Genomic DNA, 13,588 nt, shown 5'->3' on the forward strand with positions numbered 1-13,588 from the left:
TTATTTGGCATACGGATCAGAGCTTCCGTCCTGCGTCAGAATCTTTGTTTGTTCTTGATGATCCTGCTCGTTCTCATATTCATTTCTTGTATCATCAATTCCGCTTGCTGGGTTTTCTATAGTAGCACCCGCATGCTGAGCTGCAATTTCCTCACTCAGACTCCTTTCCACAGGTGTTGAAATCACACTGTTTGATGAATTAATTGCATTTTCAAGGGAATCCCGCAGCTGCTTGGACAGCTTTTGTTCAGCAATGTGTATCAAATTTGGATCACTATTCATTAACGCTAACACCTGCGCATTAGGCGGATAGGTCGGGATTGCTTTGGGCTGAAATTGGGGATCGACATATGTCAGAGCATAAATGGATGCTTTATGCAGATAGGCATCAACAATCGCGCTCGAAAGCGATAATATTTCCTGCTCATTCAAAGTGACCCAGACAATTGGACCTTCCAGTCGGGAAATCTTCTTTTTAGATAATAGAATGTAATCCTGACCTGTTGGAAATTGAATGCGAATATCCACTTCGTCCCCCGACTTCAGGCTGTTGGGTAGTACCACCACCTTTAGCTCACGGTTGCGTAAATCTTTAGGTGTGGGTTCATCAGCAGTTATCATAGCCGATGTAAGCACAGATCCTTTTTTAAGCTCAATCTTGGCTGTGGTTCCGGAAACTTCACTTTTATCTGCCAGCAAATTTGATGGAGCCTGAGAACCGGGAACTTTAATTCCCTTCAAATCATTAGATGCAATCTGTTCACCTGGAGAAATGTCACGGACAACCACCCAGCCTTTTTTCGCGGTTCGTTGCTCCTGTTCATACACTTTCCATTTCAGTTCTGCCTCTACCTCAGCCTGTTTCCTGACCTCATTCATTTGATGGATATTAACCATAAGGTAGCCGGCAAAGATAATGCCAACAATCCCAGCGCCAATGCAACCGGCGTATAGTTTTTGTTTACTGCTTTTTCTTAGCTTAGACACACAACTTCTCCCCTGCCTCTTTTGATATATACCTTCTATCTAGCGCCGTCGCTTAAGGAATACGAAGCGTCTTCTCCGGGTATCTGGAATGACTCCGCGAAACAGTTCGTCCAACACCTGATCCATCTCATCATCCGGTTCGAAGGGGTCTGAGTGGAACGGTAGAGCAAATACTTTATCGTGATCCAGCTCCTTACGAAGCCTGCGGGCCGCCTCCGAGGTTGCCAATGGCAAGCAGTAATTCCATTTGTGCTGTGGATGGCGCTGAAGAGATCGGGCTAACCCTGCTATATCCTGAACTCTCCATTCGGCCCCTGAGCCAACGACGAGCGGATAATCGGCTCTCAAGAATTCTTCCAGTCGTTCATTGTCCTGCCCACTCCCCAGGTCCAGTACGATAAATCTATAGGAACCACCCAACAAAGAAATGACATCCGCACGAGATGTTTGTCGCCAGTAATGTACTCCATCGACTTCAAAACGCCGACTTGAACTCGATTGTCCAGCAGATGTGCCTTCTACGACTTCTTGAAGTCGGGCAAATGCTTTGGCTGTGCTGTGCAGCTCAACCAAAGCTACGGAGCGGGACCTTCGAGCCAGATAGTGGCTCACCGCAATTGCTGTATGCGTAGCACCGGAGCCGGCAGATACACCCAGTACAGCCACTACTCTTGTACCTGCATAATCCATTGAGGCATCATTAACGGATATTCCTTGTTGAGCAGGCTGAAAATCAGCACTGCGCCGCAGTTCTCCAATGACCTCCCCGGCAGATTGAAATCGTTCCTCAGGATGCTGACGCAGCAGTTTTCGAATCACTGGGATCAAATGGCGGGGCAATTCTCCGCGAATATACCCTTCTACTCCCGCAGTCCACTCGCTATATTGGCCTCCTGTACAAAGATACAATAGCAGCGCTCCCAAACTGTATAAGTCTGAACGAGCATCCGTCTGACCAGCTCCATATTGCTCCGGAGCAGCGAAGCCCACTGTGCCCAGCTTTACCGTATCTTGATCCAGTTCAGCCTTATAGCTCCTCGCTATTCCAAAATCAATCAGTATAAATTCCATTTCCGGTGTCAGCATAATATTCGTTGGTTTCAGATCCCGGTAAATGACTGGCGGTTGACGGGTATGCAAATAGTCCAATACATCCAGTACCTGCAAAGCGAATGGGACGATTTGCTCCTGTGGAATATAGCCTTGGTAGCCCTTCATGTATGCTTCCAGCGTAATTCCTTCGATGTAATCCATGACCAGATATACCGCACCAGATGGAGGATGCTCAAAAAAATCAACAATTCTCGGTAAACGTGGATGGCTTAGCGAAATCAGCATCTCTGCCTCCGTGCGTACAAGCTTCATCACTTGTGGCCCGGCAACCGACTCCTTCACCGCCCATTGCTTGCCTGGCAGTTTTAAATCCTCTGCCATGAACACACGGCTCATTCCTCCCGAACCCAATGTGCGAACAATACGGTACCGCTCACCGATAATTGATCCGAATTCCAACTGTGATGGTTGCTTCATTATTCTCCTACCTCCTTTCTCAAGCAGACAACGTAAAAAAGGGAAAGCTGCCGCAAAATCAAATTTCCATGTCGTCATGAAAACCGTTTTCGCGGGATGCTTTCCCTTGATTTAAACGTGATTATTATTTTTTAAGGAACAATTTGGATTTATTATATAGCACACCTGTATCCATTGTAAAGTATTATTTTCCATACTTGATCATGTACAGGGTGATCTCATCTCGGTTATGGAATAGCTGCTTAGCTCGCTGAATCTGCATGCCGGACTCTTCAAATGAAGCAATTACATCATGAATGAGCGCCAAGGGCTTTTTATGCATTAGCTTGACCGTAACGATAGCAGTACCACCACTTCGCAAACTATATAGTAAATCAGTAACGAGCCTTGCCATTTGCTTAGGACTCCAGCTCATATCACAAACCAGCAGATCGAACGAATTCTCTTTAAATTTGACTTCACTTGCATTTTTACGCAAAAAAGTCAGATTGGCGTACTTCATCAGTGATGGCTCCATCTTTGCCGGATCAACCGCTGTAACTTTCAGTCCCCGTTCCAGTAAGAAGGAAGTCCATCCACCCGGTGCTGCCCCAATATCCAGTCCCTGATGGAAAGCGGCAAAATCTATGCCGAACGTTGCTTCTGCTTCCAATAGCTTGAATTTGGCACGAGAAATTTGTCCATCTTCTTTTTGAAAACGAACCGCGCCTCCGCTCCAATCCGATAGATTGTCCTCAGGACGCGATACACCTGCATACCACGTATCTGTATCTGCAAAAACGGACACAATAACATCGGCGCCTTGTACTGTCTGCTCCATAGGTAGATCACTTAATTGTTCACTCAAAGCCTGCTTGAGCGCACCTGCGCTTTCAATCCAACTGCTATTAGATCCTTTGCGCACTTGTAAAGAAACACGTTGATCAATCAGTTCCTTGCGGTTACGGATGAATGCAACCAGGCGCTCCTGTACCTGAACCAGGTCCGTTCCTTCTTCCTGAAAATGAACAGGAAATAAGTGACGTAAAAACATCGGCGGCTGACCTGTAATTGTCCTCACTGCCTCAATTTCTTCCGCAGGTAATGTAGCCAGAAAAATTTCACCAGGTAAAAGCATCGTGCTTTTAACAGAGCCAAATATTCTTCTAAGCTCCTCTTGAGCATAGGGTGCAAAACCGTGATTGGCTGTACAAACAAATCTTGATGATGACAAAGTAGATTCACTTTGTTCATCTGTACTGATATATAGTTCCTCCAAAATAACATTACCCTCCAGTGCACACCCGAATCCAGGGGCGTTCTCCATCCCAATCCAGCTCAACCGGAACTTCATATGTGTGCATAATCAATTCTTTCGTTAAAACTTCCTTTTTCGGGCCAGCTGCTGCGACCTTACCATCACGAATCAATGCAACATGCGTAAAGAGGGGGACAATCTCCTCAATGTGATGAGTCACATAGACCACTGATAACTCCCGCTTGCGGAGCCGATCAATCTCGACCAGCATTTTTTCCCGCTCAAATAGATCCAACCCGGCACAAGGCTCGTCCATAATTAGCAGACGAGGTTCTGCCATCAGTGAGCGGGCCAGCATCACCTTTTTACGTTCTCCTTGAGATAACGTCCCCAGCGGGTGATGAATCAAGTCGCCTAAATTCATACCCTCCAGCAAAGATATGGCCTTTTCTTTTGCCTCTGTCGGAATTTCCTGATAAAAGCGCAAAAAAGCATATGCACCTGTAGCAACGACTTCCCAAACGGGATCTTTTAGCGCCAGCTTTTCCAACAAAGTCTGGCTGATATATCCGATTTGTTTGCGAACTTCCCGCACATCACATTGACCATACATTTGCCCAAGCACTTCAACCGTACCACGACTTGGAAACATATACCCTGTCATCATTTCCAGCAATGTTGTTTTACCGGAGCCATTGCGACCCAGAATAGCCCAATGTTCACCTTCTCGTATGTCCAGGCTTACATCGTCCAAAATCCGTCTTTCTTCCCGCTGCAACGTAATGCTCTTCATGGATATCATTCCATCACGCTCCTTATTTTGCTCAGCAAGTGTTCTACAGATTCCATTTTGTAGATGATTTCAGGATTTTTGTTTTCACCATTATATATAAGAAGCGCGGGAACACTGGATATCCGGTACTCCTGTACCAGTTCAGGAATATAGTTAATGTTGCTCTGTACCACTGCTTCTTCAGGGAGCAAATACTCTGCTACCTCCAGCATTTTACGGGCAGCCGCGCATGTTCCACACATGGGAGTGTACACAAACAAAGCCAGCTTGCATCCCTCCCATATGGCACGGCGCACCTCTTTTTGTCCGATCTCTTTCATCGTTCAGACCCTTTTCTGATCTCTCGCATACGCTCCTCGGGTATGGGCCCGTTATGCACGGTGACTCCCTCTGGCTTATTCGCATAGAGTAGCTCGTACATGGCTCGCCGCCCCTCTGGACTGGAGGAATGCAAGTAAATTTCACGTGGATATAACCGTTTCCCTGCGATAGCAGCAGCCACATCCTTTCCCGTAGGCTGACCTGGACCCAAATCATAATCTAGCGATAGTATTGAAATAGGGTATTCATGAAGTAGCAGTAGACACTCATCCGCATCTCTTGCCAGCTTAAAGCCCGGAGGACAAGGCCGATAATCGTCCATAAACAAATACATCAACTTCTCCTCCTTTTTCCCATAAATGCAAGCTCACAAGCCTCAAAGATAGTTATTACCAATCAGACTGATTTACTCCCAGCTTAGAATCATTTGAATATCCTCCTGATGTGTCCCATCAGGTCCCGTCTCACTCTCCAAAACGATAGGAATGCCTCTTACAGCCTCCTGATCTGTCATCCAGCGCATGCCCTCAGTACCAATGTAGCCTTGCCCCACACGAGCGTGTCTGTCTTTTTTAGAGCCATACGGGTATTTAGAATCGTTCAAGTGAACTCCGCATAGAGCTGACCAATAGCCGAGACGGTTTCCTTTATCGATCAAAGCCTCGTCCATTCCACCGTTCCACAATCCTGCTGCATACGCATGACAAGTGTCCAAGCAAAAGCCGATACTGTCAGGATACCGGCACAACTGACGGATTTGCACCATTTCCTCAAGCGTGGTTCCCATAGGTCCATGATCCCCCGCCTGATTTTCAATCAATATTTTAGCATTTCCCTGCCAGCCTTCCAGCACATCATTAAAACAGTTAATGATGTTACGATAGCCCTCTAGAGGGTCTAACGAATGCATGTGACCAAAATGAACGACAATCCCTTTTGACCCACAGGCTTCAGCAATATCCAGATCATTGCGTAATGAAGCAATCGTCAGCTCATAAAGTTCCTGACCACGCTCGGACCCATGAGCCGGATTAACGGGATATGGCGAATGAGCAATGGATTGAAGCTGGTGCTCTACACAGTAAGCGTTGCAAGCAGCAGCATCAGTAGCACTCCATTCCTTCAGTCTCAGAATACGAGGATTTTTTGGGAAATATTGAAATGAACGTCCCCCCTGCTCTCGCGCACGCATAGCGGCTTTGGAAAAGCCACCACGCGTACTCACATGGGAGCCGATAAGCAATTTAGGCATCATGCTGCTGTACCGGGCAATAAAATGCTTTTTTCCCCGCCAGTTCAACCCTTACAATTTTTCCGCCACTTGGAGATTCTTCTCCTTCGCGGTCATATACTCGACACTGATGATCAAATCCACCTGTTAGCGTGTCCCCCTCCATTAGAGGCATTTCCATGTACCCGCCTTCCGCAGTAGCTTCACGTAGTACGGATTGAGTGGCATGATATAGTTTTTCCACTTTTTCTGGGGACTGCACAATGTTTTGTACTTTGGAACCCGGTGTAAATCCGGCGATATAAGCAATTTCGTCTGAATAACAATTGCCAATACCCGAAAAAATCTGCTGATTCACCAGCGTTGTTTTCAAAATCCCCCGGCGTCCCTTCAGACGTGCTGTAAACTTTTCCAAAGTCATGCGACGGTCTAACGGATCAGGTCCCAGGTCTGACAAAGCTTCTTCTGTTTCTTTAGCCGTTAGCAAGTGCAGATAACCTAAGCGCAGTCCGATAAAATAAAGCTTTAATCCACTAAAATCTAATTCGATCTGAACTGTACGATCTGGACGCTGCTCCTCCGTTCCCAGATATAACAGTCCTCCCAACATCAGATGAAGTACGAGCCGCCCGCCCGTGTTTAAATGAAAAATCAAATGCTTGCCTCGACGCTCTAAATATACAACGGTCGTTCCCAGCAATTGCTTCTCAAACGTTTCCACTTCAGTATTAATGGACTTTTCACGGCTAACCGTCACTCCAGTAATCGGAATGTCCAAAATTTGTTTTGATAATAAGATTCTGTAGTTTTCCATTTCAGGAAGTTCCGGCATATCAACATCTTTCCTTTCGTAGCTACATAGCTTTTAATTCTCGCAAGTTTTGTAAGACATATACTTTCTATTATTTCAGCTCTTCTTTCATCCAGTCCTGCAGTTCAGCGAGATTTTCAAACATCAGGTCAGGTTTCACTCCAACGGTACGCACATGTTCATCCATATTAGCGCGGGTCGTCACGCCCGACAGGATCAGAGCTGTTTTACAACCTGCTGCTGCACCTGCCGCAATATCTGTAAGCATATTATCGCCCACAACCAGAGCTTCATCCGCCCTAATGTTTAAGCGGTTCAGCGCATAGTTCATCAATACGCTTGAAGGCTTGCCGATGACAATAGGCTTTACCTGTGAAGCAGCTTCAATTGCAGCTCCAATCGTACCTGCACCTGGCGTTAGCCCATCATGTGAAGGCAATTGGAGATCCGGGTTTGTCAAAATAAAAGTTGCTCCTTCCCGAATCCAACGCATGGCAGCGGCCAGCGCATCATATGTAAATTGACGATCTATCCCCTGCACCACATAATCAGGATGGTTCTCAACAAGCTGCAAACCGGCTCCTGTGAGTGCATCGCGTAATCCTGTTTCACCAATACAATAGACACGAGCTCCAGGACTTTGCTGTGCAACATATTGTGCAGCTGCTAACGCCGAAGTATATACTTCATGGCTGGCCGCTTCAATTCCCATACCAACCAAATGCTCAGCCACCAATTCGGGTGTACGTGAAGCATTGTTGGTAACATAAGCATAAGGTATCTGGTCTGTACGCAATCGGGATATGAACAGATCCGCACCCTTGATCATCCGATTTCCATGATAAAGTGTTCCATCCAGATCAATTAGTAACGATTTTATCGCAATCCCCTCCCCCACTTCAAATCCATTCACATCATAGCATTGAAAATTATAATTCATCCTATGAACGATGTTCTCCTTCTTATTTAACCACCTTAATTATTCAGGTCATTAAATAATCGGCCGTCTCCATTCATCTCATCTATCTTAAGTCAAAAATGCTTATGAAGTCCATGAATTGCTGGTAAACCCTCCAAAATGGCGCCATTCCTCGCTAAAAGCCGTCGCTTTCACATGACATAAGTTCACTTCTTCGTCGAAATCCATCGAAGGAGCTATTTCCTCAAAGGAAATCTCCTGTATTTCCTGGTCATACTCAAGAAATAGAATCCTTTAAATTCGATATATAGAAACTCGAATATGACACGCCTCTATATGTGGTAGAACAAATTCATCCCCTACCACCGTGTACGGGTTCTCATCTCTTGTCGCATCCTGCGCTTTCCCGGAAAATAATTTGGGTGAAAAACAAAGGCACCGGGGCTTGCCCCGGCACCCATGCACATATCTTCTCCAATCGTTTATTAACCGATATCAGGTACCGATAACAACACATGCTGCTCCGCAAGCAATGAATTGGGAAATATGCTTCGCGCTTCCTCCAGCAATGGCTGAAGCTGCTCCTGATCTTTATACCTAGAACTAAAATGCGTCATGATTAGCTGACCCGCACCTGCGGCTTTTGCAGCTTCCGCTGCTTGAAGCGCCGTACTATGATGATACTCGTATGCTGTATCTGACAGTTCATGCAGAAAAGTGGCTTCATGAACGACGACAGTTGCATCTTGAGCCAGCACTACCGTATTCGGACAAGGTCTCGTATCCCCTAAAATCGTGATGATACGCCCTTTTTTCGGCGAACCCAGTACATCCTGAGGATGCAAAATAACTCCACCTTCTACCTCCACGCTTTCCCCACGCTTTAACTTACCGTACACCGGGCCGGGCTTAATACCATATCGCTCCAACAGCTCTTGGTTAAGCTTACCGGGCTTATCCATCTCTACAACTCGGTAGCCATAGCTGTCGATCCGATGATCCAGTAAAGCTGACTCCACCCGGAATTGACCGTCATCAAACAGAACCCCGCCCGTATGCTCCACAATATGTAGTTGGTAATTGATACGCGATTGGCTGATCCCTAAAGATAGCTCGATATATTGCTGGATTCCAGGCGGTCCATATACCGTCAGTGGTGTCGTTCCCCCCTGATACGCCCTGCTCGACAGCAGTCCCGGCAGACCGAAAAGATGATCCCCATGCAAATGGGTGATAAATATTTTTTCAAGTCTGCTTAGTTTGAGCGGCGAACGCAATACCTCTTGTTGAGTGCCTTCGCCACAGTCGAACAGCCACATGCTTCTTCGTTCTTCCAGCAAACGAAGAGCGATGGACGTTACATTTCGCTGAATCGTAGGCACCCCTGCATTTGTACCGAGAAAATAAAATTCCATAACATTAACCTTCTTCCTGCTGACCAGCAAAAAACCTCCGAAGCTCGGAGGGTATTTGCTATCCTATCTGATAAAGGTGTTAAACCTTTTCGACGTTAAAATACTGCGCCTGAGGGTGGCTGAACACCATGGCTGATACAGAAGCCTCCGGTTCCATCATAAACCCTTCCGTCAGCTCAACGCCAATATCCTCAGGTTTTAACAACTGGAACAACGGCCCCTGATCCTCCAGATCTGGACATGCCGGATAGCCAAAGGATACCCGTATGCCTTGATATCTGGCACCGTGTCGCTGTTTCATTGTCATATCGGCAGGGTCTGGGAACCCCCAGCTATCCCTGATAATATGGTGAAGCCGTTCCGCTAACCCTTCTGCTACTTCGAGTGCTACCGCTTGAAGTGCATGCGAGCGCAGATAATCCCCTTTATCTTTCCACCGGGTAGATATCTGCTGAATCCCATGACCAGCTGTAACGACCATGAAACCTACATAGTCCATAACCCCGGATTCCACTGATTTCAAGAAATCAGCCAGACATAGATAAGGCTCTACCTGCTGGCGCGGGAATGTAAATGTGTGCAGTACCTTGCTCACATCCGACGGATCATAGATCAGAATTTGATTTCCTTGGGACTGCGCTGGAAAGAAACGATACATAGCATGTGCCTGGATGATTCCGTCCGTCACAGCTTCAAACATGATGCTGTCCACGGTTTCCTTCAACTGAATCGCTTTCGGATCTTCCGAAGCCAGCAGCTGCTCAACATTGCCTTTTAAACCAAGATGATGCCCCATTAGCATTTGCATATTCACGTAAGGCAAAATATAATTCAGTGGATAATTACGCAGTACATGACGATCCGTATCTGGTGGAATATAGACGGGCAGATCCTGAGCAATGTTAGAGCGCACAGCTCGAGTGAGCTTAGGGAGCGGCTTAGCTTCCACGACTATTGCCGCTTCAGCCTCCCGCTCAGCCTCCATGTCCTCAGCCATTTTTTTGCGGGACTCAGGATTCATAAGCTTGTTGGCAATATCCAGCCCATCCATAGCATCCTTTGCATAGGCAACCAGACCATCATACTCAGGACGGATACGATTTTTAGTGAACTTACGTGTTAAAGCAGCTCCACCAACCATTATTGGAATATCAATATTCGCATTTTTCAAATCCTGTGCGGTCAGCACCATTTGTTGTGCCGATTTAACAAGCAGTCCGGATAAGCCAATCATATCGGCCTTTTCTTCACGGTAAGCCTCAATAATGCGTTCTGGTGGTACTTTTATACCCAGATTCACGATATGGTAACCATTGTTGGATAGAATAATCTCCACCAGATTCTTACCAATGTCATGCACATCACCTTTGACTGTAGCCAACAAAATCTTACCTTTTACTGAGGATTCATTCTTCTCCATGAACGGCTCTAAATAGGCTACGGACGCCTTCATCACTTCAGCGCTTTGCAGCACCTCCGCAACAATCAGTTCGTTATTGTTAAACAGTCGTCCTACTTCCTCCATCCCCTTCATCAGCGGGCCGTTAATAATCTCCAGCGAAGAATATTTCACGAGCGCTTGCTCCAGATCCGGAATGAGTCCCTCCTTACTTCCCTCGACTACATAGGAAGCCAGTCGTTCTTCGAGCGAAAGGTTTGATATCTTTTCTTTTTTCTCCACTTTCTTGTTACGGAAAGCTGCTACAAAAGCGGATAAAGTATCGTCATTTGTTTTATAGATCAAGTCTTCCGCAAGTTTCCGCTCATGCTCTGGAATGGATGCATAACGTTCAAGCTTCTCAGTGTTTACAATCGCATAGTCCAGACCTGCTTTGGTGCATTCATATAAATAGACGGAATTGAGCACTTCACGACCCGCTTCCGGCAAACCAAAAGATACGTTACTGATGCCCAGGATGGTATGCACCCCGGGAAGCGCTTCTTTAATAATGCGAATGCCCTCAATGGTTTCCTTAGCTGAACCGATATATTGCTCATCACCTGTTCCTACTGGGAATACGAGCGTATCAAAAATTAGATCCTCCGCTGCCAAACCGTAACGGTTCACCAACAGATCATAAGAACGTTTAGCTACCTCAAGCTTATCCTCACGTGAAATAGCCTGTCCGCGTTCATCAATTGTTCCAACAACAACAGCGGCGCCGTACTTATGAATAAGAGGAGCCATTTTCTCAAATTTCTCTTCACCATCCTCCAAATTAATGGAGTTAATTATTGCCTTGCCTTGCGAATATTGAAGTGCTGTATCAATGACTTTAATATCCGTGGTATCAATCACCAAAGGTACCTTTACCTTGTTTACAACCAGTTTCAAAAATGCTTCCATATCCGTCATTTCATCGCGATCCGGGTCCTGCACACAAATATCAATGACATGCGCTCCGCTTTTTACCTGAGCACGGGCAATTTCAGATGCCTCTTCATATTTGCCTTCCACGATCAAACGCTTGAATTTGCGGGAGCCCAGAACATTCGTTCGCTCACCAACCATATACGGACGATTGTCCTGTTCAATATATACAGGCTCAATGCCCGATACGGCAGGAGGATGATGACCTACCAGCGGACGCGGCTCAAACTGCGCCATACTTTCACTCATAACTCGAATATGCTCAGGCGTGGTACCACAACAACCCCCAGCAATATTCAACCAGCCTTTTTCAGCAAAAGCAGCCATTTTACGTGCTAATGAATCAGGCGATTCATGGTATTGGCCATTTTCATCGGGCAAGCCCGCATTTGGATAACAGCTAATAGCTGCAGAGGACATTTCAGACAGAGAGCGAATATGATCACGCATAAACTCTGGACCTGTAGCACAATTCAATCCAATCGAAATTGGGTGCAAGTGTTCCAGTGATATGCAAAAGGATTCGATATTTTGTCCGGCCAACGTCGTTCCCATAGGCTCAATCGTGCCTGAAATCATTAGCGGAAGCTCGATACCTGTCTGCTCAAAAGCTTGCCGAATTCCGATGCTTCCAGCTTTGACGTTAAGCGTATCCTGTGAGGTCTCCAAAAGGAGTACATCCACGCCGCCTTCAATAAGCGCCAAGGCCTGCTCTTGATAGCTTTCAATCAGCTCAGCAAATGTAACCCCACCTGTGACAGACAAGGTTTTCGTGGTTGGGCCCATAGCTCCTACTACAAAACGAGGCTTGTCCGCAGTGCTGTATTTATCCACCGCGTTACGCGCCAGTTTGGCCGCCACCAGATTAATTTCACGGGCACGTTCTGGTATATCGTAATCCGCCAAAACGACGGATGTTGCTCCAAATGTATTCGTTTCAATTAGATCTGCTCCGGCCTTCAAGTATGCTTCATGAATCCCTTGAATGACATCCGGTCTCGTTAAGACCAGCATTTCATTACAGCCCTCCAGCTCTTCCCCACCAAAATCATCGGGGGAAAGGTCTTCCTGTTGAATCATGGTGCCCATGGCCCCATCAAGAAGGAGTATTCTTCGTTGTAATGCATCCTGCAAGCTAACTTTATCCAAATTTCTTCACCCCCGCAAAACGTTAAATCCTAGTTTAGCAGAAACCGTATCATTTAGATAGATTGAAGTAAAAACATACGTTTTATACAGGTTGTTCTTTGTAAAAATGACTTCTCTTATCCATTTTTATAGTTTGTAGCATTATAGAGCGTACTTAACCCTGCATCCTTTAGCTATGGTCATTTGCATTATAAAATGTTGAAATCCTGTATTGTACAACGTTTCAAGACATGGTATTCTTTATACAACATTAATCCAAGTGGAAAAGAGGGAATATATATGGCCGAAATCTTAATACGTAATACGAATGAACGAATTAGCGGTGAAGAACAAGTACGTGAATTTCTGGAGAGTCACGAGATATTGTATGAACATTGGGATGCTTCCAAATTGTCTGGGGAGTTGCAAGAAAACTTTACCTTAACAGATAATCAAAAGGCCGCTGTTCTCAAAACATTTGAACCTGAAATCAAGGATTTAGCCGCACGTCGCGGATATAAAATATGGGACGTTATCACTTTATCTGAAGCAACGCCGAATTTGGACGAGCTGCTGGCCAAGTTTGAGCAAATTCACACCCACACCGAGGATGAAATCCGTGCCATTGTCGCTGGTAAAGGCATCTTCATCATTAAAGGCCCTGAAGAGATCGGCTATTTTAACGTAGAGCTTTCACCGGGGGACGTTATCTCTGTACCTGAAAATATACCTCACTTCTTCACTTTAATGGAGAATCAAAAGATCGTCGCAATCCGCTTGTTCATCGAAGAAAATGGCTGGATTGCCGAACCGTATGAAGATCCAACCTTCATTAAAGCATAATT

At 45.9% G+C, this 13,588-nt stretch carries 12 protein-coding genes; 1 reads left to right on the plus strand and 11 read right to left on the minus strand.

From position 1 onward, the window contains the following. The 11 genes from ACM1ND_RS14565 to metH all read right to left on the minus strand — a co-directional run bounded on the left by ACM1ND_RS14565 (position 1) and on the right by metH (position 12,764). The gene (locus tag ACM1ND_RS14565) at positions 1-987 is read right to left on the minus strand and encodes an SAF domain-containing protein (protein WP_023988990.1); all 987 of its coding nucleotides are present in this window, start codon (positions 985-987) and stop codon (positions 1-3) included. Positions 988-1,026: 39 nt separating this feature from the next. Further along, positions 1,027-2,520, minus strand: a complete 1,494-nt coding sequence (locus ACM1ND_RS14570; RefSeq protein WP_316244473.1) for a serine/threonine-protein kinase — start codon at positions 2,518-2,520, stop codon at positions 1,027-1,029. A 181-nt stretch (positions 2,521-2,701) separates the two neighbouring features. Next, positions 2,702-3,760, minus strand: a complete 1,059-nt coding sequence (locus ACM1ND_RS14575) for an SAM-dependent methyltransferase (RefSeq protein WP_075155058.1) — start codon at positions 3,758-3,760, stop codon at positions 2,702-2,704. Positions 3,761-3,782: 22 nt separating this feature from the next. After that, positions 3,783-4,556 (minus strand): ABC transporter ATP-binding protein, encoded by a 774-nt coding sequence (locus tag ACM1ND_RS14580; protein ID WP_023988993.1) that lies wholly within the window; start codon positions 4,554-4,556, stop codon positions 3,783-3,785. Further along, positions 4,553-4,867, minus strand: a complete 315-nt coding sequence (locus ACM1ND_RS14585) for a thioredoxin family protein (RefSeq protein WP_023988994.1) — start codon at positions 4,865-4,867, stop codon at positions 4,553-4,555. Before ACM1ND_RS14585 ends, ACM1ND_RS14580 begins: the two co-directional genes overlap by 4 nt. Next, entirely contained in the window at positions 4,864-5,202 is a 339-nt protein-coding gene (locus ACM1ND_RS14590; protein ID WP_025724126.1) for a cyclic-phosphate processing receiver domain-containing protein, read from the minus strand. The genes ACM1ND_RS14585 and ACM1ND_RS14590 overlap by 4 nt, the downstream gene beginning before the upstream one ends. A 72-nt stretch (positions 5,203-5,274) precedes the next feature. After that, positions 5,275-6,123: a deoxyribonuclease IV gene (locus ACM1ND_RS14595; protein WP_175405310.1), complete on the minus strand. Its 849-nt coding sequence runs from the start codon at positions 6,121-6,123 to the stop codon at positions 5,275-5,277. Next, on the minus strand, positions 6,113-6,931 hold the full coding sequence (locus tag ACM1ND_RS14600; protein ID WP_028541727.1) for an Fpg/Nei family DNA glycosylase: 819 nt from the start codon (positions 6,929-6,931) through the stop codon (positions 6,113-6,115). The genes ACM1ND_RS14595 and ACM1ND_RS14600 overlap by 11 nt, the downstream gene beginning before the upstream one ends. Before the next feature lie 70 nt (positions 6,932-7,001). After that, positions 7,002-7,850 (minus strand): TIGR01457 family HAD-type hydrolase, encoded by an 849-nt coding sequence (locus tag ACM1ND_RS14605; RefSeq protein WP_081326439.1) that lies wholly within the window; start codon positions 7,848-7,850, stop codon positions 7,002-7,004. A 464-nt stretch (positions 7,851-8,314) separates the two neighbouring features. Continuing rightward, on the minus strand, positions 8,315-9,244 hold the full coding sequence (gene rnz, locus ACM1ND_RS14610; RefSeq protein ID WP_028541729.1) for a ribonuclease Z: 930 nt from the start codon (positions 9,242-9,244) through the stop codon (positions 8,315-8,317). Between the two features lie 79 nt (positions 9,245-9,323). Then, on the minus strand, positions 9,324-12,764 hold the full coding sequence (gene metH, locus ACM1ND_RS14615; protein ID WP_028541730.1) for a methionine synthase: 3,441 nt from the start codon (positions 12,762-12,764) through the stop codon (positions 9,324-9,326). 279 nt (positions 12,765-13,043) lie between these two features. Here metH and ACM1ND_RS14620 point away from each other — a divergent pair, with 279 nt between their 5' ends. Next, positions 13,044-13,586: a 1,2-dihydroxy-3-keto-5-methylthiopentene dioxygenase gene (locus tag ACM1ND_RS14620; RefSeq protein WP_264453688.1), complete on the plus strand. Its 543-nt coding sequence runs from the start codon at positions 13,044-13,046 to the stop codon at positions 13,584-13,586. Positions 13,587-13,588: the final 2 nt, after the last annotated feature.

The sequence above is a fragment of the Paenibacillus sp. JJ1722 genome, from assembly GCF_048282685.1.
GTDB lineage: Bacteria > Bacillota > Bacilli > Paenibacillales > Paenibacillaceae > Paenibacillus > Paenibacillus polymyxa_B.

Bases quoted from the DNA above. Each gene is read 5' to 3' on its own strand.
- rnz (WP_028541729.1), bottom strand. From the start codon at position 9,244: ATGGAATTTTATTTTCTCGGTACAAATGCAGGGGTGCCTACGATTCAG.
- ACM1ND_RS14620 (WP_264453688.1), top strand. From the start codon at position 13,044: ATGGCCGAAATCTTAATACGTAATACGAATGAACGAATTAGCGGTGAA.
- ACM1ND_RS14595 (WP_175405310.1), bottom strand. From the start codon at position 6,123: ATGATGCCTAAATTGCTTATCGGCTCCCATGTGAGTACGCGTGGTGGC.
- ACM1ND_RS14605 (WP_081326439.1), bottom strand. From the start codon at position 7,850: ATGAATTATAATTTTCAATGCTATGATGTGAATGGATTTGAAGTGGGG.
- ACM1ND_RS14600 (WP_028541727.1), bottom strand. From the start codon at position 6,931: ATGCCGGAACTTCCTGAAATGGAAAACTACAGAATCTTATTATCAAAA.
- ACM1ND_RS14590 (WP_025724126.1), bottom strand. From the start codon at position 5,202: ATGTATTTGTTTATGGACGATTATCGGCCTTGTCCTCCGGGCTTTAAG.
- ACM1ND_RS14580 (WP_023988993.1), bottom strand. From the start codon at position 4,556: ATGATATCCATGAAGAGCATTACGTTGCAGCGGGAAGAAAGACGGATT.
- ACM1ND_RS14585 (WP_023988994.1), bottom strand. From the start codon at position 4,867: ATGAAAGAGATCGGACAAAAAGAGGTGCGCCGTGCCATATGGGAGGGA.